Here is a 25,648-nt window from a genome sequence, read left to right as displayed (position 1 = left end):
ACATTGTTATGAAGTTAAAGCGCTCATTGTTGAGCGCTTTTTTGTTGGCGATCTATGACTTCTTCTTTGTACTCGACAAAGTAAACTGATTAATCAGTGACTCAAGGTGATCAGACAGCTCTTCTAAGTCATTGCTGATGTTGCGAGTTTCAGCCGCAGATTGCGACGTGTTGTTGGCGTGAGAGGTGATGGTCTCAACCTTTTGTTGAACATCTTGAGTCGCTTGTGTGGTGGATTGCGTTTGCTGCTGAATATTCTGTGCGTGAGCCAGCACCTGTTTCATCTCTTCGACCACACCATTCATTTCAATTGAAAGTGCGTCGATATCGGTTGAGCTTTGATGGGCTTGTTCGCAAACGCGATCGGCAGAAGTCAGCGACTCTTCGCTGCCTTGCTGGAACTGATGAATGATTGACTCAATACTGCCTGTTGCTTCAGCGGTTCGTGATGCAAGATGGCGAACTTCATCAGCCACCACCGCAAACCCACGACCTTGTTCTCCCGCACGTGCCGCTTCAATTGCTGCATTCAAGGCCAGAAGATTGGTTTGGTCAGCAATGCCACGAATCACACTCAATATTGAAGAGACCTCTCCGGTTTGCTCATTGAGTGTCAGTATTTTGTGTTTCACTTCTTCTATGCTGCTAACGAGGTTTTTTATCTCACTGCTTGCGTCGTGTGCTTGGTTGGCACTCTTACATGCCACATCTGCGGTGTGATTAATAAGCTCTGAAGCCGTTAAAGTCGCTTGTTCTACATTGACTTGCTGTGCCTGTATTCCTTCGACATTATGTTGCACTTCGGCGGTTTCGCTTTGCTGGTCACTGGCGGCTTGCTCGGTAATTTGCGCGACACTAGTCAGTTGGTTGGCAGACGCATTCAGTTTGTGCGAGGTGTTTTGTACCTTTTCTAAGCTGTCGGATACGGTTCCCATGAACGAGTTGATGGAGTTAGCCAGCGTGCCAATCTCATCCTTGCTTTGTTCCGGCAGGCGAGTGGATAGGTTTTTATCGTTGCTGACTTGGGTCATAAAGCGAGAAGTCTGTTGCAGCGGGCGCACGATAATCTTACGAATTAATCCCATCGTAAGGACAAATCCGGCAAACGAGATCACTGCCATAATGCCAATAGCAGCCATGGTTTGAGTGTTAATCAGCGAGTTAACATGGTTAAGGTTATATTCGAGACGAATCGCACCCAAGACTTCACCTTCTGGTGCCATATGACAGGCGACACAATTGGTTCCTCGGTAATCTTCACTCGACTTCATTGGCAGAGCAATAACCAAGCCTTTGCCCCAATCAGCAGAAAAAGGTTCGATAACGGTTTCGCCCGCTAGCGCTCGTTTATCAATATCGTCAACCGGTGTTTGGTTGTCATTACCTGGGCCATATAACTTGCTGACAGCGTCGGCGCGTAAAACACGAACGTCTTCAATGCCTTCTTGAGCCAGTGCTTTCTGACGAAGGGTCTCTTTTTGTGCCATGGTGCCGGTGAGCATCATCATATTGAGGCTATCGAAGTAGTTACTTGCTTTGTCGTGAAGCTGCTCACTTAACACTGAGTTTACAAGTTGCTTTTGTTGCGAATATTGGAAATAGGTCGATATTGCCAGCAAAAAGGTGAACACGATGGCGAGGGCCACTAGGATTTTAAAGGTGATTGTTGAGCGCATAAGGTGTTTGTTTTTATTAATTATAATGACGCAAATACTGTACTAGTAAGAATTCCTACCACCTATGGGGTATAACGAATTGTGTGACCACACTCCGGTTGTGGTTATGTTTCTGTGATGTAGCGAGTTTGTGTCGTGTCTGATGTTGAAATGGAACGCGCTTCAAGCTCCTCGCTGTTCTTAAAACAGACTGTTGTTTTGGGAAAATTGAAGTGCAGCATCGAGTTTTGATTGTGCTGATAATTAGAAAAGCCTAGGTTGTTAATTAGCTCGATGTATTTGTCCGCTTGTCTTTTATCAATAAAGACTATTGTTTTAGACGACTTAGTGGTCAATTTATATCCAAATGGTTGTTTTGTTCAATTTAATAGCAAAAATTGTGGTTATAGCGTTGTGTTTCGAGGCTCATTCGATAAGATGAAAAGACCTCTATGATAGAGGTAGGGCAGCAACGGATACGCTGCTTCAAATACTATGGAATGTGACTTATTGGACACATACATGAAATTCAAGATTACATCACCGATTATTGAACCTACGGAAGGTTCACCACATCAGTTAATGTTTACTCACGCTTCTCGTTTTACCTCTTTTAAGACAAGCTCCCCTTTGAACGCCCTGTTCGACAACGTCTCTGCACGCTTCTTTACCGCTTATCGCTCCTATTGTTATTCGTTTTATAACTTTATTTCTATCTGAACTCCTTTGTCATCCGCTCGATGAACGAAGACTCACATCTATAAAAACTAAACAAATAAGTTAAAAACAATGAATATTAAAATGATGGGTAGCTCCCTAATTATCGCTGGTACCGCTCTCGGTGCTGGTATGCTTGCGATCCCAATGGTATTAGCTCAATTCGGATTGCTTTACGGCACACTGCTTATGGTACTGATCTGTTTCGGTACGACTTACGCAGCATTACTACTTCTAGAAGCGACCATCAAAGCGGGTGGCGGTCTAGGATTAAACTCTATTGCCCGAAAAACCTTGGGTAAACAAGGTCAGTTGCTTACCAACGGCTTGCTATACGCGTTGTTGATTTGCCTATTAATGGCTTACATTCTGGGCGCAGGTGACTTGCTGAGTAAGTTACTGTCTAACTTTGGCGTCGAAATTACCGCGACTACCAGCCAAACCGTGTTTACCTTGCTTGCTGGCGCAGTAGTCGCAAGTGGTACTGGTGTGATTGATAAGCTCAATCGAGCATTGTTCTTCGTGATGCTTGCTAGTTTGTTTGCAACCATGGCCTTCTTAGCGCCGAGCATGACTCAAGAAAACTTGATGCAGGTAACCAACCATGACCACGTTGACCTAATCAAAACCAGTGCCATCCTGTTTACGAGCTTTGGCTTTATGGTGGTGATTCCAACCTTGGTTTCTTACAACCACGAAGCGACAGACAAACAGCTGCGTAACATGGTGATCATCGGTTCTCTGATCCCATTAGTGTGTTACTTGTGTTGGTTGTTTGCGGTAGTGGGCAACTTGAGTGAAGAGCAATTCAGAAGCTTTGAGAACGTATCAGATTTGATGGCGGCGTTTGAGGCTCAGTCTCCTTGGGTGGGTAACGTCTTGTCTACCTTCACTGGCTTGGCGTTGTTGACTTCTTTCTTTGGCGTAGCAATGGCGTTGTTCAACCAGAACAAAGACATGTTCAACCAAAATACAGCGGTAACGTACTGCATTAGCTTTATCTTGCCGTTGGCGGGTTCATTGCTTGCTGCAGACAAGTTCCTACAAGTGCTGAATTACGCAGGCATCATCTTGGTGTTCCTAGCGGTGTTTGTTCCTCTGGTTATGGTTCACAAGCAGCGCTTCATGAAAGTTGCTGATGACCGATACCGAGCAGAAGGTGGCAGCGCAATGATGTTGTTCTCACTGCTGTTTGGTTGTTTCCTGCTTATCTCGCAAGTGATTTAACAAAACAATTTGGTCGGTTGAATCAATCAGTCACCAAGCTTTAGCTCCAAAAGCTTCAGATACAAAAAAGGAACGCCGCGGCGTTCCTTTTTTATTATCGGTTTATTAATTCAGAATGATTAACAAACAACCTTAACAGCCAAACCACCTTGAGATGTCTCACGGTATTTAGCGTTCATGTCTTTACCTGTTTCTAGCATTGTTTCGATAACTTTATCTAGAGAAACAGTAGGAGCAGAAGAGCGACGAAGCGCCATACGAGTCGAGTTGATTGCTTTAACTGCAGCAATACCGTTACGCTCGATACATGGTACTTGTACTTGGCCAGCAACTGGGTCACATGTTAGACCTAGGTTGTGCTCCATGCCGATTTCTGCAGCCATACATACTTGCTCAGGGCTACCACCCATAAGCTCAGCAAGACCAGCAGCAGCCATAGAGCATGCCACACCAACTTCACCCTGACAGCCAACTTCAGCACCAGAGATTGAAGCGTTACGCTTGTAAAGACCACCGATCGCGCCAGAAGCTGCGAAGTAACGGATGTAATCTTTCTCTGTCACTGTTTGGATGAACTTATCGTAGTAAGCCAATACAGCAGGGATGATGCCACATGCGCCGTTTGTTGGTGCCGTTACTACACGGCCGCCAGCTGCATTTTCTTCGTTTACTGCGAAAGCAAACATGTTTACCCAGTCAACAACCGACATTGGATCATTGGTTGTTTTTTCTGAAGTCATTAGCTGTTGGCGAAGTGCTGCTGCACGGCGAGGAACACGTAGTGGACCAGGCAGGATACCTTCAGTATTCATACCGCGATCCATACACTCACGCATAGTTTTCCAGATGTTAGCGAAGTAAGTGCGAGACTCTTCGTCTGAGTGGAACGCTGCTTGGTTTTTCATAACCAGTGTACTGATAGAAAGACCGCTTTCTTTGCACTGATTAACCAGCTCTTCAGCTGTTGTGAATTCGTAAGGTGCTTTGATTGGGTTTTCTTCTTCTTTGCCGAAGTTCTCTTCGTCAACGATGAAACCGCCGCCAATTGAGTAGTACGTTTTTGAGTATGCAACTTCGTCACCAACCCATGCATGAATGCTCATGCCGTTCTCGTGTAGAGAAAGGTTGCTAGTGTGGAAGTTCATACCGCCATCGCGTGGGAACGATACTGTATGACAGTGCATGCCAACAGGAAGGCGCTCAGTTTCTTCTACGCGAGCAATGAAGCCAGCAATAGAATCGATATCAACACGCTCAGGAGTATTGCCAGCAAGACCCATGATGATTGCGATATCTGTGTGGTGACCTTTCCCTGTCAGTGATAGTGATCCATATACGTCCACGGTGATTTTAGTGATGTCGCGCAATTTTCCCATTGAACGTAGGTCATCAATAAATTCTTTACCCGCTTTCATTGGTCCAACTGTGTGTGAGCTCGATGGACCAACACCGATTTTATAGATATCAAATACACTAATCATAGCGATTACCTCAAAAAGAGAGCCTCCCAAGGGGAGTCGGGAGGCTCATTTATTATCATTATATTTTTTGTCTAATCTCGCGATATAAGATGGATGCCATCTTATAAAAAGGGCTTGAGATTAAAGAGCGCCGTAGATTACAGAACTAATAGCCGCTAGACCACATAAAGCTGTAAAGATTTGCACAGGTGCTGAAGTTTTGTACTTAGCCATAGCTGGTACTTTCTGCATCGCGAACACAGGCATTAGGAACAGGATAGCTGCAATCATTGGAGCACCCATTGTTTCAATCATACCTAGGATACTTGGGTTAACTACCGCAACAATCCAAGTTGTAACAACGATGAACGCTAGAGATGCTTTTTCAATCTTAGAGATTGAAGAACCAGAGCGAGACTTGATTAGACCAACAAGACCTTCGTGAGCACCTAGGAAGTGACCGAAGTAGCTAGAAGTAATCGCTGCGAACGCTACTAGAGGACCCATGTAAGAGATAAGTGGAGACTCATGTACGTTTGCTAGGTAAGAAAGAACAGAGATGTTCTGTGCTTGTGCTGTTGCTAGTTGCTCTGGAGATAGAGAAAGAACTACAGAGAATACGAAGAACATTACAAAACCCATCAGCATCATTGCTGCGCCGCCAGTGATCGCGTCAGTTTTCTTAACTGCGTTTTCACCGTATACACGACGTTGCTCTTTAGAGAACTGTGAAATGATTGGGCTGTGGTTGAAAGAGAACACGATGATTGGAATTGCAAGCCAGATAACAGAAGGCATTGTTGACCATTCAGGTGTTACTTCCATCATTGAAGTGTTCCAATCCGGAACTAGGTAGAAAGACAGTGCTAGTAGGATGAATACTAGTGGGTAAACCATTGCTGAAGTCGCTTTCAGCATCAGATCTTTACCGAATACAACACCTGTAGTCATAGCAAGGATAAGTGCACCAGAAAGAAGAGGACGAGGAATAGATTCCATACCCATTTGGTTTACTAGGAAAGAATCAACAGTGTTTGTGATACCAACACCGTAAATCAGAACGATTGGGTAGATAGCGAAAAAGTAAGCGAAAGTAATAAGGTTTGCGCCAGTCTTACCGAAGTGTTCTTCTACTGTATCTGTAATGTCAGCTTCAGGGTTTTTAGCAGACAGTACGAAACGAGCTAGAGATTTGTGTGCGAACCAAGTCATTGGTGCCGCAATTAGAGCTAGGATAACTAATGGCCAAAAACCACCCGCACCAGCTTTGATTGGAAGGAATAGTACGCCAGCACCAACTGCTGTACCGAATAGTGATAAACACCAGGTAAAATCTTTATAGTTAAACTTGCTTGAATCTTTAACGGCATTTGCCGAAGAAGTTGTTGTGTTCATGTTAAATTACTCATTTTTTGGGAACAGGAAATAAGTCGGGGCTAATTCTGCAGAATTTTCTTCTGCAAAAAATAGATCTAAATCATGTAATGAAACGGCGTGTCACATGATATGCGAAAAACGGATTTTTGATCACGAAAATAGCGTGCCACAGGTGATTTATGTTTATGCTTGGTATTACTTTTATTTATGCGAAAGGCGGGGTTGTATAGATTTATACCAGGGAAACGTTTGCGTAAAATTGCATTAATAAATCTGTTCCATAGAAAGTCTGGATTTTGTTAACAGAGATTAAATAAAACGTAGTTGCTATGTAATTTGTTGCACTACATGTTGCTGCAGTGAATGGATGATTTGCGCCGTAACGCCCCAAATTAGGTGCTCTTGGAAGGGCATAGCAAAAACTCGATGCTTGATTTGTTTAAAGTTAACAGTGTGGCTGTGTAACTTGGCTTGGTCTAAAACATAGGTAGCGGGTACCTCAAAAATTGAGGCAACTTCGTTCTCATCAATGATGGCTTCATAGTCAGGATCGACCATGGCAATAATCGGCGTCACAGAAAATTTACTAATAGTACTCAATGCTGGTAATTGCCCAATAATTTTAACTTGATCCGATCGAATTCCCACCTCCTCATGGAGCTCTCTCAGTGCAGTGAATTGCATAGAAGGGTCAGAAAGTTCGTGTTTACCACCAGGAAAGCTGACTTGGCCGGGGTGATGCTTTAAATGAGCCGCTCTTTTAGTAAAAATGACATGTAAACCATCTTCTCTTTCAACTAAACCTACCACCACTGCCGCTTTACGTAATTGCTCGCCACTGATGTGCGAAACACGCTCTACTGACTCAGGATGATAGCCAACGGTAGGGTTAAGTTGGAATTGCTGAAGGAAGTTTTCTTTATTCATATCAAGCCAATATATTGATTATTATGATTTTAAGTATAGACATAACCGTGGGTTGATTACCAATATCGAGTTTTTCTTCATTCACTTTCCCTCTTTTAGTTATCAATTGGGCGTCATGAGAGGCTGTTTACCGATGAATCTCCTCAAAATGACGATTTTTGCTATATTCAATATGTGCATACAGGCGAGTAAGCGTTACCCATGTCATAAAATTGGGTGACGAAACGTAGATTTTTTGTTTAAGAATTTGATAACAATAACTTAGTGGACCATTCTAAAAAGAAATAGAAGAAAAGGTATGAGATGAAAGGAATCATATTCACCGAATTTTTAGAGCTTGTTGAAGACAAGTTTGGGCTAGAGCTTTTGGAAGAAGTTCTAGAAATGTCAGAAGATGAAGGGATCTATACGTCGGTCGGCAGTTACGACCACAAAGACCTTGTCAGGTTGATTATCAACTTGAGTAAGAAAACCGATATTGATGCGGCAAGCTTGCAACGCGTGTTTGGGCAGTCTGTATTTAAGAACTTACTGGCCTCATTACCGAATAAAGCGAGCCTTGCTCACAGCAATACCACCTTTCAATTTATTCAGCACGTAGAGCGTTACATTCATGTTGAAGTGAAGAAGCTCTATCCGGATGCTGAGCCACCTGAATTCAGTTTTATCACCACGACCGAAGCACAACTTGTTTTTGACTACAAAAGCGCAAGGTGTATGTCTCATGTTTGCTTAGGGCTTATTGAAGGATGTGCTGAATACCACGGTGAATCTATCGCGGTGGAGATGACGCCACAAAATGATGACCAAAGCGTGGTTAGGTTTAATCTCAAAGTAGAAAAGTAATATGGATCTGGCATCTGCCCTAGAGAAGAAGCTTAAGCGTCAAATCGCGGCAAGAAAAGCGGCTGAAGGATTGTTGGAACAGAAGAGCCTCGAACTGTTCGAGGCTAACCAACAACTTGAGCTTGCTTTGCGTCAGTTAGAAAAGCGCTCCAACGCGAATATACGCCGCATTGAATTCCAAGAACAAATCGACAACCTGTTGATTGATTTTGGGCGCGCGTTTCTAAGAAATGATCTCGATGATGTCATGCTATCTGAACTAACGACCAACGTGACTAACAGTTACTTAATCGAAGCCAGTCGTTTGATTCTACCTCCCAAGCTCATCCCTCAGTTACAGACCTATGATTATGGCGATGAGACTGTCGAGGTGTTAGAGCAAGACATTCAAGAACCTCATTGGCAAGACAACCTACTGACCGTGCCCTTAGAGGTTGAAAAAGTCATAGTTGGTGCGTTAATCGTCAGAGTCAGGTTGTTAGACCAAGACTACGAGTTTATCCAAAGCCAACTGTTGTTGGTCACGGACCTTATCTGCAGTGCCTTAACCCATCAACTAGCAATCAACCGAAATATTGAATCACGTAAACGAGCGGAAGAGTCCGAAAGGGCAACTCGTGATTTTGTGGCCATGATTAATCATGAGTTAAGAACTCCACTTAATGGCTTACTAGGCAGTGCCGAGTTGATCAGTGATACCGAACTGAATAGCTCTCAGCGTGAGATAGTGAACAACCTGAGCCAATCTGGAGAGTTTCTCCGAACCATCATTAATGATCTATTGGATTACAGCAAAATCAATGCAGGGATGTTGGAGCTTATTCCAAAGAAATTTGCCCTACGTGATTTGAGAAACACGATTGAAAGCATCTTCGTCAATCGAGCAATTGAGAAGCAGCTCGAATTCAATATCAGTGTTACGTCAAACGTTCCCTCCCATTTCCAAGGCGATTTAGAGCGCATCACACAACTGTTTGTGAACTTAATAGGTAATGCGATTAAATTTACAGAAGAAGGGCATGTGAATGTTGATATTGAGTGGGACAAAAACCAATTTGTTTTCTCTGTAGAAGATACCGGAGTCGGAATCGCTGAATCGGCGCATAAGACGCTGTTTGAACCTTTTACGCAGGCAGATAACTCAAGTAGTCGGAACTATGAGGGTACAGGACTTGGGTTAGCGATTTGTCGCAAACTGGTGGCTCTGATGAATGGTGATATTGGGGTGACCAGTGTCGTTGGTTCAGGCACGACGTTTACCATCTCGATTCCTCTTCAAGTTGTCGATGTTCCGGCAGAGAGTGATAGTGTCGCCAAGGGCTTTGAGTATGAGGCGGAATTGTCACTACTTAAAGTGCTGGTGGTTGATGATATTAAGATGAACCAGATCATCATCCAGCAAATGCTTCGTAAACATGAGATTGAACCTGCTATCGCAAGCAATGGTGTCGAAGGGTTTGAACTCGCGTCAGACAATGAATACGATATTGTATTCATGGATTGCAGAATGCCTGTTATGGACGGGTTTGAAGCAACAGAGAAGCTAAGAGAGAAGGGTTACGTTAAATCTATTGTGGCTCTGACCGCCGGAACGACACTTGAAGAACGCGAACGTTGTATTCAGTGTGGGATGGATGACATTTTGAGTAAACCTTACACCGCCAACGATCTGAAAGAGATGCTTAAGAAGTGGGGTGTCTCTGCGGTGAAGGTCGCTTAAACACGCGAATAAAGCGTTGTGAGTTATGTACTCTAACTTACAGACTAAAAAACCGAAGTGATCTTACGATCCTTCGGTTTCTTTTTATATCGAACTTTTGCTAGCCGTTAAGCTACGGAACTCGTCATTAAGTCGCGGAACTCGCAGTTAATGACACTAGGTTTAGCAATCTTCAAGTATCGGTAGAATTCGACTCAGCTTATCCAGTGTTTCTTGGTATTCAGAAGCACAATCACTATCAAATACCACACCACCGCCAGCCCAAGCATAAAGCGTGTTGTTCTCGGCGACTAATGTACGAATGGTAATACTGGTATCCATTCTGCCATTTCGGCTGATGTAGCCAATACTGCCGCAGTACGCTGAACGTCGATGCGGTTCTAACTCTTCAATGATCTGCATCGCGCGAACTTTTGGTGCGCCAGTAATCGATCCTCCAGGGAAACAGGCTCTCAGAAGGTCAGTTGCAGAGTATTGGTCATCAAGGTCCGCTCGTATCGTGCTCACTAAGTGGTGCACGGCAGGGAAGCTTTCAATATCGAAGAGCTTTGGTACATGCACTGTGCCCGGTTTTGCTACTCGGCCAATGTCATTACGAAGTAGGTCGACGATCATCAAGTTTTCCGCCTGATCTTTATCGGCGCTTGCTAGGTCTTGCGCGTTGGCATTATCAATCATCGGGTCCTCAGAACGAGGTCGTGTGCCTTTGATTGGCTTGGTTTCAATGACGTTGTCTTTGAGTTCTAAGAAACGCTCTGGCGAAACACTGATGATTGCGCAGTCGGCCAAACGGATAAAACCCGAAAAGGGCGCTGAGTTGTACTGTTCTAACTTGTCATAAGCCAGCCATTCACTACCTTGGTATTGGGCATTGAAGCGCTGAGCTAAGTTAATCTGATAGCAGTCCCCGGATAACAGGTACTCTTGAACACTATCGAACTTAGTGGCGTAGCTCTCTTCGCTCATATTGGATTGCCACGGTGTGGTTAACCCAAAGGGCGCATGTGATAGGTGTGATTGAGCCATCTGCTGCATTAGCCAATCATGATGTTCATCGATATTGCTACCGACAATACACGCCGTTTTCAATTGGTGGTCAACGATAACAGCCCATTCATACAAGCCAACTGCCATGTCAGGTGCTTCAATATCACGCTTTGCGAGTGATGGAAGTGTCTCGACTCTGCGCCCTAAATCATAGCTAAAATAGCCTAAAGCGCCGCCAACGAATGGCAACTGAGTGTGCTCTTTAGTCGCAGGCAATAATTGTTGCTGATATTGGTCGAGTAGTTCGAAAGGATCAGAGTCTGAAACCTCGCACGTCTCATTAACATTAACGGTCGTTTCTGCACCGATTGTCTCGAAGGTGGCGATGGGTTGAGCAACTAAAATATCGTATCGACTATCAACGTGGCTTTCTGAAGCGGAGCGTAATAGCATTGCCCACGGCAGGTTTTCAATATGGGAAAACAGCTGTTTAGCTAAAGTTGATTGATATTCAAGCGGCTTGATTTGGATAGAGCGAAATTCGTTGTTATTCATTTGTTTAATTTGTGACAAAGAGTTCGATCACTGCATGGCGTGTGAGAGGAAGCAAGAGTATCATAAATTGAAAATAAAATGGGTTCTTGATTAGAACGGAGTAATCCAAGTGGTTTAGTTTAAAGCTATGCAAGCGATTGCTAAAGCAACTAAATACAGCTCAACACAATAAAAAGCTAAACCACCTAATTCGATTTGGCACATATAGTCAAACTGTGAACCCACATGGAACCAGAACAATAAAGAGGCATGCAATGACGGTTATTCGTAAGCAAGATGTGATCAGCAGTGTCGCTGACGCACTTCAGTACATTTCTTATTATCACCCTTTAGACTTTGTCCAAGCCCTAGAAAAAGCGTACGAGAAAGAAGAGAGCCAAGCAGCTAAAGATGCGATCGCTCAGATTCTTATCAACTCGCGCATGTCTGCGGAAGGCCATCGTCCAATTTGTCAGGATACGGGTATTGTTACTTGTTTCGTGAACATCGGTATGGATGTTAGGTGGGAAACGGATCAAACAGTACAACAGATGGTTGATGAAGGCGTTCGTCAAGCTTACAACAACCCAGATAACCCATTGCGTGCATCTGTCCTAATGGACCCTGCAGGTAAGCGTATTAATACCAAAGACAACACACCAGCGGTTGTCCACATTAATATGATTCCAGGCAACAAAGTTGAAATTCAAATCGCGGCTAAGGGCGGCGGTTCTGAGAACAAAACCAAGATGGTTATGCTGAACCCTTCTGATGATATTGCAGAATGGGTAGAGAAGACGCTGCCAACAATGGGTGCAGGCTGGTGTCCACCGGGTATGCTAGGTATAGGCATTGGCGGTACGGCTGAGAAAGCAGCGGTACTAGCGAAAGAATCTTTGATGGAACACATCGATATTCAAGAGCTTATCGAAAAAGGCCCTGAGAACGCAGAAGAAGAGCTTCGCCTAGACATCTTCAACCGTGTAAACAAGCTAGGTATTGGTGCACAAGGTCTTGGCGGTCTAACGACTGTGGTTGACGTAAAAATCAAAACAGCACCAACACACGCAGCATCTAAGCCAGTTTGCTTAATCCCGAACTGTGCAGCAACGCGTCACGTTCACTTCTCGCTAGATGGCAGCGGCCCAGCAGAGCTAACGCCACCTAAGTTAGAAGAGTGGCCAGACATCACTTGGGAAGCGGGCGCAAATACACGCCGTGTTAACCTTGATGAAGTGACTAAAGAAGACGTACAAGAGTGGAAGACCGGAGAAACGGTTCTTCTGTCAGGTAAGATCTTAACCGGTCGTGATGCTGCTCATAAACGTATTCAAGGCATGCTAGAAAGCGGCGAAGGCTTACCAGCTGGCGTTGATTTCAAAGGTAAGTTCATTTACTACGTGGGTCCTGTTGATGCTGTAGGTGATGAAGCGGTAGGTCCTGCGGGCCCAACAACTTCAACACGTATGGATAAGTTCACTGACATGATGCTGAACGAAACTGGCATTATGGGCATGATCGGTAAAGCGGAACGTGGCCCTGCAACGGTTGAATCAATCAAAGAGCACAAAGCGGTTTACCTAATGGCGGTTGGTGGTGCAGCTTATTTAGTCGCAAAAGCAATTAAAAAAGCACGCGTTGTTGCGTTTGAAGATCTCGGTATGGAAGCGATTTACGAGTTTGAAGTTGAAGATATGCCTGTAACGGTAGCGGTTGACTCTAACGGCGTGAACGCACACCAGATCGGCCCTGACACGTGGAAAGTGAAGATTGCTGAAGCTGAGAAAGCGTAATTAATCGACGCCAAAAAATCGTAATTGTCGCTAACTTCAGCGTTTGAATTGCAATTTTTGACAGAAAGTTAAAGACAAAAGTGCAGCATTATCTGCACTTTTGTCTTATTATCAATGATATAGTGATAAACACATAGTTTGATATAAGAACATAGGAGAGAGGAATGCCTCGTTTTATTCAGATCCTACAGATTATCTTGGCAGTGGTGATTGGTGCTTTTGTTGGCTACGACCTGATCTTGAAAGGGATCAGTATCTTTGATAATAAATACGTGACGATTACATGTGCGCTTTGGCTAATTGCAGAGATTGCACTGTTTGTTATCTACAAGTTGATTGAAGACGATTAGACGTCGGATATCGTGCAAAAATTCTAAAGCCCCTGATTATGAATGTAGTCAGGGGCTTTTATTCATCTAGCATTAAGAATGTGTATTGCATACTCATCAACATAAGCAAAAGCATACAAACTATCCCAACGGGGAAAGAACGTAGGCTTGCCTTTCTATTATCATAACCAGCTAGCCTAACTATCACGGAGTCGTTCTAATGAAACACCTAACTCAAGAAATGAGTGACTTTATAAGCAGAGGAACGGATTCTCATATTCGAGTAGCGGTCACGGGGCTCTCTCGTGCGGGTAAGACAGCATTCATTACTTCGCTGGTTAATCAGCTTCTTCATACGTCTACCCACAAAAACTTGCCACTGCTTGCATCGGCGAGAGATGGAAGAATTATTGGCGCAAAGCGTATCCCGCAACACAACATGATGATTCCACGCTTCTCTTATGATGAAGCGATGGAGTCGTTGAATGCACAGCCACCAGAATGGCCGGTACCAACGCGTGATGTCAGTGAGATTCGTTTAGCCATCAAATATAAGCCTGCGAAGGGCGCAAAGAAGCTACTGAGTAAAAACAGCACCCTTTATCTCGATATTGTCGATTATCCAGGTGAATGGTTGCTTGATTTGCCGTTACTGGATATGGACTTCGATACCTGGAGCCAATCTCAGTTTGCCGCATTGAAAGGCGACAGAGAAACTTACTCGCAACAGTGGAACGTAATGCGTGGTGATATCGATTTGCTAGCAGAAGCGGACGAAAAGAAACTGGTCGCGATTGCCGATAGCTACACCCAGTACCTTCATACTTGTAAAAGTAACGGACTGCATTGGGTACAACCGGGTCGATTCGTATTACCGGGTGAGCTTGAAGGCGCGCCTGTGTTGCAATTCTTCCCGTGTCTCGCACCTGAGGGTAAGTTCTCAAAAACAAGTAACTATGCGGTACTGAAAGCGCGTTATGAAGAGTATCAACAGAAGGTCGTGAAAGCGTTCTACAAGAATCACTTCGCGACGTTCGACAGACAAATCGTGTTGGTGGATTGCTTACAGCCACTTAATGCGGGCTATGACTCTTTCATGGATATGCGTGGCGCGTTAGAACAGTTACTTAAGAGCTTTAAGTACGGTCGAAGCAATATCTTAAGACGTTTATTTGCGCCGAAGATCGACAAGATCTTGTTTGCAGCCACCAAGGCTGACCACGTGACACCGGATCAACATCCGAACTTGGTGTCACTGTTACAACAGATGGTACATCCGGCTTGGCAGCAGGCGGCGTTTGAACACATCGACATGAGTTGTATGAGTATCGCGTCTATTCAAGCGACCAGCGCGGGTTATATCTCGTCGGGTTCAGACAATGTTCCGGCGTTGCAAGGTGTGACTTTGGATAATGTCCCTCAAACCATGTATCCGGGAGAGGTGCCGCGTAAGTTGCCTAATAAACAGTATTGGGAAACCAACCAGTTTGATTTCACGAGCTTTAGACCGATGGAGCAACATTCCGATGAGCCTTGCCAACATCTAAGAGTCGACAAGGTTTTAGAGTATCTCATTGGCGACAAGTTGAAGTAATTGAGGCAATCAAAATGAGTGAATTAAAAACAAAGCAGGTCTTTAATGAACCGTTGAAGACCTCTTTTGATGAGCAAGACATGAGTGACGTTGGCCCGGATTTAGGCGCTCAACAACTGTTCACAGAGCAAGAGAAATTTGTCCCTGTCGCACCGCAAGTGAAAGCTGATCTTGATGGTGAAGCTGAGCAGCAATTGGAACAAGTGATTCGACCGAGCAAAAAGAAGAAGTGGTTTGGAACGGGTTTATTGGTCGCTTTTTCTGGCCTAGTTGGATGGCAAGCAATTGAATCGGTCATTACCGCAATTCAAACTGCTGATTGGCTTGCGTTAGGTTGGGCAGGCTTTATTGCTGCCATTGCTTCATTGGGTTTAGGCGCGATAGGCAAAGAGCTGTGGAAACTGCGTTCACTTAAAGATCACTTTAGTGTGCAAGAGCAGAGTGAAGAGCTACTCCAAAGTCAAAGTGTCGGTAAGGGCAAAGCGTTCTGTGAAAACATCGCCAAGCAAGGTGGCATTATCGCTGAGTCTCCTTCGTACGATAAGTGGCGAAACAGCATTAACCCAGCACACAGTGATGCAGAAGTGTTGGATATGTACGATGCGTTAGTCGTGAGTCAACAAGACAAAGTAGCGACTCAAATCGTCACTAAGTTTTCGACCGAATCGGCGGCTTTGGTTGCAGTGAGTCCATTGGCGGCGGCTGATATGTTGCTGGTGGCTTGGCGAAATTTCACCATGATCGACAAGCTTGCTGATGTGTATGGCATTGAGCTTGGCTACTGGTCTAGGATTAAGCTATTTAAATTGGTGTTAATCAACATGGCAGCAGCGGGAGCCAGTGAACTCGCAATTGATGCAAGTATGGATCTCGTCTCGATGGATCTTGCAGGCAAAGTCTCAGCTCGAGCAGGGCAGGGGCTAGGTGTTGGTATTCTTACTGCAAGACTGGGTCTAAAAGCCATGACATTGCTTCGACCTATGCCTTGGCATAACGAGAGAAAAGTAAAACTGGCAGACCTCCGCAAAGCCGTCCTTTCAGAAATAAAGCGTATCACTCTCAAATAAAGCATTTAAAGCTCAATAGTTTGAGAAGAAGAGTAAACATATGTTTACTCTTCTTCTTGACTGAACTCAGAGCTTAATCCACACTACTGTCAACTTATCCTGACACCTATAATAGGACTATTTGTGCGTCTTGAAGTATTGTGTGAAGACAGACTCGGCTTAACACGTGAGTTGCTCGATATCTTGGCCTCAAAAAGCATTGATTTAAGAGGAATCGAAATTGATGTTAAAGGTATTATTTACCTAAACTGCCCTGATATCGATTTTGATGCTTTTAGTGAACTTATGGCTGAAATTCGCCGAATTTCAGGTGTGAAGGATGTACGTAAAATCCAATTTATGCCAAGCGAAAGGCATAACACAGAGCTGATTGCTCTGCTGGCAAACCTACCTGATCCTGTTATTGCGATTGACCTTAAAGGCTCAGTCGATATGGCTAACCACGCTGCATTGAACCTTTTTAATAAGCAAGAAGACGCAGTCATCGGTGAACCGCTCGCGACGTTTGTTCCTAGTTTTAACTTTGCTCGTTGGATCGAAGGCGATGTAACGCGTCATCGTGAAGTTGTCGTGTTAGATGGTTTAGATTTCTCTATTGAGATCCTGCCGATTTACCTTGGTGGTGATGTCAACGAAGCGGTACTGGCAAGCGCAGTAATGACGATTCGCTCTTGTAATCAAGAGATGAACTCGCCAGATTCAATCCCAGAACAGAACAACCTAGGTTTCGAACACTTTGTTGGTGTCTCTAATCGCCATAAAGCCTTGATCAGCCAAGCTAAGAAATTGGCTATGCTGGATCAGCCTCTATTAATTGAAGGCGATACAGGTACGGGTAAAGAGATGCTGGCGAAAGCGTGTCATAACCGTTCAAATCGATCGTCTTTCCCATTCTTGATTCTAAGCTGTGCATCGATGCCTGATGACGTAGCGGAAACGGAATTGTTTGGTCATGCGCCGGGTTCATTCAACCATGAGCAAGGTCATAAAGGTATTTTCGAACAAGCGAATGGCGGTACGGTATTTTTAGATGAAATTGGCGAGATGAGCCCGCATCTTCAAATCAAGCTGCTGCGTTTCCTACAAGATGGTTCATTCCGTCGTGTTGGTGAAGAAGAAGAGATGCACGCGGATGTTCGTATTATTGCATCAACGCGCCACCGTCTTTCTGAATTAGCCGACTCGGGTTCGTTCCGTGAAGATCTGTTCTACCGCTTGAATGTACTGACTCTGTCTATTCCAGCATTGCGTGAACGCTCAAACGACGTAGCGCCACTGTTGGAACTGTTCGTTGCAAAGTACGCGCAGCAGTTAGGTATGTTAAAACCAAAACTGACTCAAGAGTTAGTCGACCAGCTTGGTAATTACCAATGGCCGGGCAACATTCGTCAGTTAGACAACATGGTTCTACGCGCACTAACAGAGTTGGATTCAGACACGCTAACGGTTGAGCAATTCCACTTGCCACAGCTTGAAACAATGACGGCTGGAATGGCGAACCTGAGCTTAGACGGCTCGCTCGATGAGATCATGAAAGACTATGAATCTCAGATTCTAGAGAAGCTTTATCAGTCTTTCCCATCAAGCCGTAAGCTAGCAAAACGTTTGAATGTTTCTCATACCTCAATTGCGAATAAGCTTCGTGATTACGGTATCAGAAAGAACTGATCGAATAAGAACAAGATTATGGAAGATTTGAGTACACCAGAGCGCATTTATAAGCATGATGGTAATCTGATTCTACGTACGGCTGAAATTGATGACGCTGGCATGATAAGCGAGTACTTTCAGGTTAACAGAGAGTACCTGAAACCTTGGGAACCGATTCGCGAAGACGCGTTCTTTGATAGAGCGAGTTGGGCGCAGCGACTGATCAAGTTAAACGAGCTTCATAAAATGGGGCTAGGCTATTACTGTTTACTGATTAACGCTGACTCTAATGAAATGTTAGGCACCATATCGTTCAGTAATTTGTCTCGTTTCCCGTTCTACGCTTGTAATGTCGGTTACTCATTGGCGCAAAGTGCACAGGGCCACGGTTACATGCGCAGAGGTTTGAACATGGCCAAAGACTACATGTTTGATGTGCAGAACATGCACCGCTTAATGGCGGGCTACATGCCTCACAACGAACGCAGTGCTGGCGTATTAGAACATCTTGGTTTTGTCCGAGAAGGTTTTGCTAAAGACTACCTACAGATTAACGGTAAATGGGAAGACCATATACTGACAGCATTAGTTAACCCAAATTGGGAAGATAGACGCGTTATTTAGCGGCAATATTGCTAAGACGTAGTACTAGTTAAAGGCAAATAGCTTTTAAACGTAAACAAAATTTAGACGCAGCGTATATCAAGCTTTGCTAATCGCCGCTGCATCAAAAAGAACAGATAGGCATGGTAAATCCATCAGCCTGAGCAGATATTTGAGGAATTTTGATGTCATACACAACTTTGGACGAATACCAAAGAAAATGGATTTTCACACACCAGTCAATGCCGCTTCCGGCAGAGGACTTGGAAAAGATTAAGCCAATGACACAGGCGAGAGCATCTCAGTTCTGGAAAGAGAACGTGAGCCCTCAAAGCCCAGACGCAGAACGACTGAGCTCGCAAGACTGGCCAAGCAAAGCATCGAACTGGAATGAAGAGATCAGTTGGATGGCGCATTGGGAAGCGGATGAGCCTGAAATGCCAGAAGAGATTCTTAACTTTATTGATTGGCAAGATGACGTAACTGTTTATTTTTGTTACGAAAAGTACAATGTTCTTGAAACCAAATGGGCGATTTTCAAGAAGCATTGGAAGAACTTCTTGTTCTACGATGATGGCCCGATTCTAATCGGTCGTCGTCGTTCAGAAGCCCTTTGGTTTGCTACCAATGGCAAGGTGAAAATTGGTAACCGTGCTTAACCTCGGTGTGATTTAATCGAGCTAGTGCTGGTAATCCGAGCAACAGATAGATAAACAAAAAGCGAGCATTGAGCTCGCTTTTTTTGTGCCTAATGATCTTCGAAGATCATGGAGAAGTGCCCACTATTTGAGTGCTGACAAAGGTGACCATTTTCACTCGTTCAAAGTGGGTAAATTACGAAATTGAGATCGCTATCTCATTGGGTTGGTTGAAGTTTTATGGGGTTGAGCTATCTTTATATTACTGCCTTAGTGGAGGTGAAGTATTATGATTTGGGATACTCTCGAACGTGTAAATAAACTTCGCAAGGAAGCAATGGAGGATCCAGAGTTTTTGGATTCAGCAAAAATGCATGAGGAATGGCTTTTAAGCGAAACTCATAATCAATCGAACAAAGGAGCAAAAGAGAATAAACCGAAAAAACTATCTGACATTTATGAAAATACGGATTTTCCTATCAACCCAACTGGAACCAAACATTAACAATGATGAACTGCAACACGGCTAAGGCTCTTAACCAAAAAGCTATAAGTCGATTACACATACCAGCCTTAAGCCACCAATAAAAAAGCCACTTTCAACGAATCGAAAGTGGCTTTTTCTTTTCTTGCTAGCTTCTTTACCATTAGCAACGAAAGCTAATCGTTTTCAAACCTAGTTATTGATTAGGCTTAATCCGCTTGGTAACGCATCACCAAACACACGCTTAGATTCACTCTCAGAAAGCTCAGTCACTTCACTCACTAGTGTTAACCATGAATCAGGCACCTTGCTTTGCTTAAGCTTCTCAATCACTTGACAGCGATAGTCATCAGAGATATCAAACTGACGGTCACCGGTTTTACGACAAATCATCACCGCGGCAAAGGCGATCATCTGCTCTTTATGCCAGTTCTGTTCAAGCAGTTTTGGTAACCACTGTTCAGCTTGCTCTCTAGGAATTACGCTGTGTTGGCTGCCATACAAAGGCGTTCTTGATGCTAATCGTCCTAGCGCCCACCAGTGAGCCTGTTCAAATTGGTTATGGTTGATCGCTTTGCTTAAGAACCAACTTGCCAGCAGCACTTTGTCTTCAACCTCAAGTTGCTCAAGTGACGCCGCTAAACGGACCATGGCTTCATAACCATTATCTTGCGCATCTTTGGCTGTCTTAGGGTTCTTCATTGCACCTGGGTGAAGGTATTTAGCGATGTCAGCCAAGATACTCTCTTGCTGCTCTTGGTTTAGCCCACCAGCGACACGACGCCAGAATACCCACCAGTCTGTCCAGCCTTGGTGGTTCTTGAACTGAATGTTCTGTTGGTAAAGGCCCCAAATCTGTTCGATACGCCATGAGTCAGTCGGATCGCCAAAGCCAGGACGTAGCGAGTATCCCGCCAAACGTAGCCAGTTCTTCTCGTGTGCTTCTGAGCGGCGACGACGTTTACGACCTAATGAGAAGGTATCAAATAGATGACGAAGGGTCGTGAAGTCCCATTCATCGCGTTTACCTAGTCGCTTCTCAAGATCTTTCGATAGTGTTTTGATCTCTTTCGATTCAGCACTCTTCTTGTTGCCGCTGTACAGGCGAGAAATCAACTCCTTACACTCTTCCAATCTTGGGTGAAGCGCGGAGGTATCAGATTCATCGCCTTGCTTGTTTCTTACTTCAAACTCAAGCAACCAACGCTTAGAGTCATCTTCTATACTCACACACTCCATTTTCAATGTGCCGACTTCGGTTAACTGACAAGCGAGCAGTACTTCAACACGCTCTTTTTGGTTGGCTTGAAGTTCTGCAGTACCTGAGCCTTCCAGCGTAGAAATATACGGTGGGAGAGGGGAGAAAAAGTCGGCATCCACATTGACCATCACACCGTTTTGAATGGCGGTGTCATGAGCAATTTGATCGTGTGTTGAAGTCAGAAGATTAAATCGTACTGGCTCACCTAAAGTCAGCGAGAAACGACGGCTGTTCAAGCGTATCTCTTGGCCTTCTTCGGTTCCTTTGGCAAGCAGACAAAGCGCTTTACCCATCTTGTTTTTCTCTTGCAGATGCAAGAAGTAAGAACGGGCAGCACCGCCACCGATTTTCAGCTGTGCACCGCGGCGTGCTTTACCAAAGGCAACCGCGCCAAGGGCAACAGACCAATCTGGATGAGGGTTATCAAGCACTGTGATAGGAGAACCGTTCCAGTTGCCCAGTAGCTGAGTAATTCGCTCTGTTACCAGTTCACTGTTAAACACACCACCATTGAGCAGCACGCCAACTGGAATTGCAGGTTTGGTGTCATCGAACTCAATAGAGTCTGAGTTTTCCAATGCGGCTTTAGACACTTGTTGGTGCGTTGCTAGGAATTCTGCAACGTGCTTACTCACCGCAGGGTCAGCCACGTAAGGCAGACCAAACTCAACCACAGCACTGCGGCGTTTGTCGGGTGTTTCAGTAAACTCAGAAAGCGGGAAGAAACCTTCCAATGCGATTTGATGGACTTCTTGTTTAGTTAAACCAATACTCTTAGTACCGCCAAGCAGTTTTGAACCGCTGCCCAGCATGGTGATCTTTACATCATCGGGCGCATTGGCAGAAAGCAGGCTCTCTTTTGCGGCGCGAGTCTGTTGAATCAGTTTGGTTAGGCTAGAGGCATTGAGCTTTTTGTTTTGATTGAAGCGTTGCTCAGCGAGGTGAGCAAGCGCTAAATCGAGGTTGTCACCACCGAGCATCAAGTGTTCACCAACACCAATACGGTCGAGTGCGAGCTCGTTATTACCGTCGCTGTTCGCATCGAATTTGGCTTCAATTAAGCTTAAATCGGTGGTACCACCTCCAACATCACACACTAGAATCAGTGGGATTTGTTGAAGTTCATCTGCTGCGGTTTGTTGGTGACGGGCATACCAGTCATAACAAACGGCTTGCGGCTCTTCGAGTAATAGAATCTTACCTAAGCCCGCCAGTTCTGCGGCTTCGAGTGTTAGCTTACGTGCTGTCTCATCGAAGGAAGCAGGAACGGTAACCACAACATCTTGGTCTTCCAGCTTGTTGCTCGGGTTACGGTAGTTCCATGCTTGGCGAATGTGGTTGAGGTAGCTTGCACTCGCCACAACTGGCGAGACTTTATCGACATCAGCTGCGCCAGCCCAAGGCAGAATGTCGGAGTTACGATCAACCGCTTGGTGTGATAGCCAACTCTTAGCACTCGATACTTGGCGGCCTTCAACCTTAGCGCCTAATTCACGAGCCCATTCACCGACGATAACGTTCTTAATATCGCCTTCAACGGGGCTTGGTTCCCACGGCATCGTCAGGTCAGAAGGGGAGATTTGACCTTGTGCTGGGTGGTAACGAAAGGATGGAAGTAGGGGCTTGCGAACCACTTCACCGGGGCCGATGAGTTGGTCAATATCGAAAAGAGAAACGGGAGCATGTTGTAGGTCGTCGTTGATTTCACAGTAAGCGACAACCGTATTGGTTGTACCTAAGTCAATGCCGACTAAAAAACGAGGAGTTGCCATACAAAACCTTATTCTTCCAGAGTGATGACCAGTTTTTTGATAGCTTTGGTCTTATTGTTGTTACTCGTAAACGTCATTCCTGAGAAACAGGCAGGACTAGATTGAGAAATGCATTGATAAAGTAACGGCACCCGCTAAGGTGCCGTTGATTCATTATGCTTGTTCGTTTGAGTCGTTATTCGAGTCTTCACGAACATCGAACTCAACGTGCCACTTCTGACCGTTGTCAGTAGCAATCGCTTCTAGGTGTAAGGTGCCTAGCTCAGTAACGCGAGAAGCCAAAGTCACAGGAACCACTTCACCTTCGCGACGGCCTTCAGAAACCGGCAATGTCACTTGGATTTCAGGAAGCTCATCAAGCTCTTCAGGCGCCCAGTGATCAAGGTGCGTACCCGCTTCATCTTCACGACGAATGGTTGAACCGAAGAACTGGAAGTGTACTGGCTGACCAATCACTAGACCGAATTCTTGGCTAGGTACTTGTACGCTTGAACCTTCTTCCATACCAAATGGTGCAACACACAAAGCTTCCATCGGAGGAGCCATACCTGGGATAGCTGGCATCGCGCTTTCAATTCCTACGTAGTAAGAAGAAGCGATACCACCGCGGATACGAACGCCTTGGCCACGACGAACTGCGCCGTAGTATGAAGCGCCACTTGCAACCGCTAGGTCTAAATCTAAACCTGAAAGCTGTTTTGCGAACTCTTCGTCAGCATTGATCAACCATTCGTTGATCGTATCTGAAAGACGATCAGCAAGTAGGTTCGATTTTAGAACACCACCATTGAACAGGATTGCTGTTGGCTTGATGAAGTCTGCCGCTGGCGCTTCTGACCCTTGCGTACCGGGCATACCGGGCATGTTTGCAAACGGGTTGAAATCTTGCTGAGCCGTTTCGCTATTTCCAGAAAGCGCGTTCGCTTGCTTAGAAAGGAATGCGGCAATGTGACGAGTGATACCTGCGTCTTGAGCGTAAGGCAGACCCATTTGAGTCAGTGCGCCACGTGTCTTTTGTACTGGATGCTCAGTCACGGCTACTTTCGGGAAGAAGCCATCAACCAATGTTTGTTGTACTTCTTGCTGAGTCAGTTCTGTTTTCAGTGTTGCGCCAAGCAGTTTAGAACCACGGCTTGGAACAACGATAGGCATAGATTGCAGTTCAGCATTGTTTAGCAGTGCTTCTTTCGCATCACGACATGCGTGAGTCATCGCTTGAACCTGCCAAGGAGCCAGTTCTTTGCCTTCTTGCGCCAGTTTCATTTTCAGACGGTAAGCCAGTGCTAAGTCCATGTTGTCGCCGCCAAGTAGGATATGCTCACCTACAGCGATACGGTTCAGACTTAGATTGCCTTCATCTTGTGTTACTTCAACCAACGAAAGGTCAGTCGTACCACCACCGATATCGACAACAAGAACGATGTCACCAACGTTCACTTCATCACGCCATGTGTCGTTGCTGTTATCAATCCAGCTGTAAAGAGCAGCTTGTGGCTCTTCTAGAAGCGTTAGGTGAGTGAAACCAACATTACGTGCAGCTTCTGCTGTTAGGTCACGAGCCGCAGGATCAAACGAAGCAGGAACCGTGATCGTTACATCTTGGTCTGCCAGTTTGTGTTCTGGGTTAGCGTGGTTCCAAGCATCTTTAAGGTGCTCAAGGTACAACTCAGTTGTCTTAAGCGGAGATACCTTTTCAACTTCTTCAGGGCTGCCTGCAGGAAGGAACGCATCACGACGGTTAACACCACCGTGGCATAGCCAAGATTTTGCACTTGCTACCAAACGGATAGGGGTTTTCGAACCAAGGTTACGTGCAATAGCACCAACCAGTGCTTTAGGCTCAGAAGACCAAGGAAGAACGCGAGATCCCGCATTCATTTCATGTTCGTGCGGCTGGTATAGGAACGAGCCAAGTTGGCTGCGAGTTTCTACTGTACCTGGAGCCGTCAATTGAGGGATTGACATCACCTCAACGCGAGCGTCTTCATTTGTTGTGTCGATGAAAGACAAAACGCAGTGTGTGGTACCTAAATCGATACCAACACTGAACTTAGGCGCTTGCTCTTGTGAATGCATCTGCGGCGTATGTTCTTGAGAAGAAGACTCGTGCGATGATGGCTGAGTTTGGTGTTCCATTATAGCTCTACCTCTGCCGGTGCAATTACAGATGCATCGTAGTTTTCAGCAAGCTTAGGCAGGTTCATGTCAGTTGCTTTCCAACCTTTGTGAACCAGTGTGCCGTTGAATGGCGCATTACCCGTTACGTTGCCAGTTAGGCGAATTTCTTGAGGGTTGAAACCTTCAGCAATAGCGATACGTGTTTCTTCATCTTCAGTGCGGATGTGAGAAAGCGTTACGTAATCGGCTAATACTTTTTGACCGCCAGTGTGAATAACACGAGCTGCCGCGCCAACTTCTTCATCAGAGAATGACGTTAGGTCTTCTTTTAAGAAGTCGATAAGGCGCGCTTCTTGCTGCATGATAGACAGTAGCTGCATTGCAGAATCTGTTGGTGCTGTTGCCAGCTTAGATTCAACTTCTACTACTTTTTCGATCACACGTTCAACTTCAACAACTTTCTCTACTTCGACAATTTTCTCAACTGGCTTTTCAACTTCAACGATCTTTTCTACTGGTTTTTCTACGACTTTCTCAACCACTTTGGTTTTACGAGAAACGGCAATTAACAGTAGTAAAACGCTTGATGCAGTTAGGCCTGCGTGAAGCATATCAAACGTTTGTGGGATTAGGTTCAAATCAACGATCATAGTGATTTCTCTTTAAAATTGATTTAACGGTATATTCGTCGGTTCAAAGGAATATACAGGTTGGAAAGAAACTCATTGGCACTAAGCCGAAACGGTCACTTTCAAGCTATAAATATGGATGGATACTAGCATATTCAAGGCTTAAGAGTGGTATTTAATGTTTTTAATCAAGTGGGTTTTTGGTGTGTTAGCTTGAAATTTAGTCGAGATTCGGTCGAATATTGGTCGTCGATGTGAGGG

Annotated in this window: 19 protein-coding genes; 11 read left to right on the top strand and 8 right to left on the bottom strand. The window is 44.9% G+C overall.

Features of this window, described 5'->3' with window-relative positions; genetic code table 11:
- Nucleotides 1–52: 52 nt before the first annotated feature.
- The gene (locus AB4154_RS04585) at nt 53–1,675 is read right to left on the bottom strand and encodes a methyl-accepting chemotaxis protein (RefSeq protein ID WP_017068771.1); all 1,623 of its coding nucleotides are present in this window, start codon (nt 1,673–1,675) and stop codon (nt 53–55) included.
- A gap of 780 nt (nt 1,676–2,455) precedes the next feature.
- Between AB4154_RS04585 and AB4154_RS04580 the strand changes: the two genes are divergently transcribed.
- Nucleotides 2,456–3,598 (top strand): amino acid permease, encoded by a 1,143-nt coding sequence (locus AB4154_RS04580; protein ID WP_372122381.1) that lies wholly within the window; start codon nt 2,456–2,458, stop codon nt 3,596–3,598.
- A gap of 119 nt (nt 3,599–3,717) precedes the next feature.
- On the opposite strand, the gene AB4154_RS04575 is transcribed toward AB4154_RS04580, so the two are convergent.
- The 3 genes from AB4154_RS04575 to AB4154_RS04565 form a co-directional block, all read right to left on the bottom strand.
- Nucleotides 3,718–5,079 (bottom strand): L-serine ammonia-lyase, encoded by a 1,362-nt coding sequence (locus AB4154_RS04575; RefSeq protein ID WP_017060420.1) that lies wholly within the window; start codon nt 5,077–5,079, stop codon nt 3,718–3,720.
- A 120-nt stretch (nt 5,080–5,199) separates the two neighbouring features.
- The gene (locus AB4154_RS04570; protein ID WP_017065422.1) at nt 5,200–6,453 is read right to left on the bottom strand and encodes an aromatic amino acid transport family protein; all 1,254 of its coding nucleotides are present in this window, start codon (nt 6,451–6,453) and stop codon (nt 5,200–5,202) included.
- 309 nt (nt 6,454–6,762) lie between these two features.
- Nucleotides 6,763–7,362 (bottom strand): CoA pyrophosphatase, encoded by a 600-nt coding sequence (locus AB4154_RS04565; protein WP_017060422.1) that lies wholly within the window; start codon nt 7,360–7,362, stop codon nt 6,763–6,765.
- Nucleotides 7,363–7,665: 303 nt separating this feature from the next.
- On the opposite strand from AB4154_RS04565, the gene AB4154_RS04560 reads away from it, so the two are divergent.
- Together AB4154_RS04560 and AB4154_RS04555 are read left to right on the top strand one after the other, a co-directional pair.
- On the top strand, nt 7,666–8,208 hold the full coding sequence (locus tag AB4154_RS04560) for a heme NO-binding domain-containing protein (RefSeq protein ID WP_017060423.1): 543 nt from the start codon (nt 7,666–7,668) through the stop codon (nt 8,206–8,208).
- Nucleotide 8,209: 1 nt separating this feature from the next.
- A complete protein-coding gene (locus AB4154_RS04555; RefSeq protein ID WP_102428579.1) occupies nt 8,210–9,928 on the top strand; it encodes an ATP-binding protein in 1,719 nt (572 codons plus the stop codon).
- 162 nt (nt 9,929–10,090) lie between these two features.
- On the opposite strand, the gene pabB is transcribed toward AB4154_RS04555, so the two are convergent.
- On the bottom strand, nt 10,091–11,470 hold the full coding sequence (pabB, locus tag AB4154_RS04550) for an aminodeoxychorismate synthase component I (RefSeq protein ID WP_102320449.1): 1,380 nt from the start codon (nt 11,468–11,470) through the stop codon (nt 10,091–10,093).
- Nucleotides 11,471–11,724: 254 nt separating this feature from the next.
- On the opposite strand from pabB, the gene AB4154_RS04545 reads away from it, so the two are divergent.
- From AB4154_RS04545 to AB4154_RS04510, 8 genes are all read left to right on the top strand, one after another.
- Nucleotides 11,725–13,242: a fumarate hydratase gene (locus AB4154_RS04545; RefSeq protein WP_372122344.1), complete on the top strand. Its 1,518-nt coding sequence runs from the start codon at nt 11,725–11,727 to the stop codon at nt 13,240–13,242.
- Nucleotides 13,243–13,406: 164 nt separating this feature from the next.
- Nucleotides 13,407–13,592: a hypothetical protein gene (locus AB4154_RS04540; RefSeq protein WP_004734731.1), complete on the top strand. Its 186-nt coding sequence runs from the start codon at nt 13,407–13,409 to the stop codon at nt 13,590–13,592.
- Between the two features lie 199 nt (nt 13,593–13,791).
- The gene (locus tag AB4154_RS04535; protein ID WP_372051713.1) at nt 13,792–15,165 is read left to right on the top strand and encodes a YcjX family protein; all 1,374 of its coding nucleotides are present in this window, start codon (nt 13,792–13,794) and stop codon (nt 15,163–15,165) included.
- Nucleotides 15,166–15,179: 14 nt separating this feature from the next.
- Nucleotides 15,180–16,232, top strand: a complete 1,053-nt coding sequence (locus AB4154_RS04530; RefSeq protein ID WP_372122343.1) for a YcjF family protein — start codon at nt 15,180–15,182, stop codon at nt 16,230–16,232.
- Nucleotides 16,233–16,355: 123 nt separating this feature from the next.
- A complete protein-coding gene (tyrR, locus tag AB4154_RS04525; protein ID WP_017067720.1) occupies nt 16,356–17,900 on the top strand; it encodes a transcriptional regulator TyrR in 1,545 nt (514 codons plus the stop codon).
- 18 nt (nt 17,901–17,918) lie between these two features.
- Complete coding sequence (rimJ, locus tag AB4154_RS04520) at nt 17,919–18,506, top strand: ribosomal protein S5-alanine N-acetyltransferase (protein WP_017065430.1); 588 nt, start codon at nt 17,919–17,921, stop codon at nt 18,504–18,506.
- Between the two features lie 164 nt (nt 18,507–18,670).
- On the top strand, nt 18,671–19,144 hold the full coding sequence (locus tag AB4154_RS04515; protein WP_017060433.1) for a DUF2947 domain-containing protein: 474 nt from the start codon (nt 18,671–18,673) through the stop codon (nt 19,142–19,144).
- Between the two features lie 268 nt (nt 19,145–19,412).
- The gene (locus tag AB4154_RS04510) at nt 19,413–19,628 is read left to right on the top strand and encodes a hypothetical protein (protein WP_017065431.1); all 216 of its coding nucleotides are present in this window, start codon (nt 19,413–19,415) and stop codon (nt 19,626–19,628) included.
- Nucleotides 19,629–19,799: 171 nt separating this feature from the next.
- Here the strand turns inward: AB4154_RS04510 and AB4154_RS04505 are convergent, their stop codons facing one another.
- The 3 genes from AB4154_RS04505 to AB4154_RS04495 all read right to left on the bottom strand — a co-directional run bounded on the left by AB4154_RS04505 (nt 19,800) and on the right by AB4154_RS04495 (nt 25,408).
- Nucleotides 19,800–22,640 (bottom strand): Hsp70 family protein, encoded by a 2,841-nt coding sequence (locus AB4154_RS04505; RefSeq protein ID WP_372122341.1) that lies wholly within the window; start codon nt 22,638–22,640, stop codon nt 19,800–19,802.
- 153 nt (nt 22,641–22,793) lie between these two features.
- On the bottom strand, nt 22,794–24,776 hold the full coding sequence (locus tag AB4154_RS04500; RefSeq protein ID WP_372122339.1) for an Hsp70 family protein: 1,983 nt from the start codon (nt 24,774–24,776) through the stop codon (nt 22,794–22,796).
- Complete coding sequence (locus AB4154_RS04495) at nt 24,776–25,408, bottom strand: DUF2760 domain-containing protein (protein ID WP_372122337.1); 633 nt, start codon at nt 25,406–25,408, stop codon at nt 24,776–24,778. Before AB4154_RS04495 ends, AB4154_RS04500 begins: the two co-directional genes overlap by 1 nt.
- Between the last annotated feature and the right edge of the window lie 240 nt (nt 25,409–25,648).

Origin of the sequence: Vibrio sp. 10N.286.51.B11 (assembly GCF_041469245.1) — a bacterium.
Lineage (GTDB): Bacteria > Pseudomonadota > Gammaproteobacteria > Enterobacterales > Vibrionaceae > Vibrio > Vibrio crassostreae_C.
This window is presented reverse-complemented; position numbering and strand designations above follow the sequence as displayed.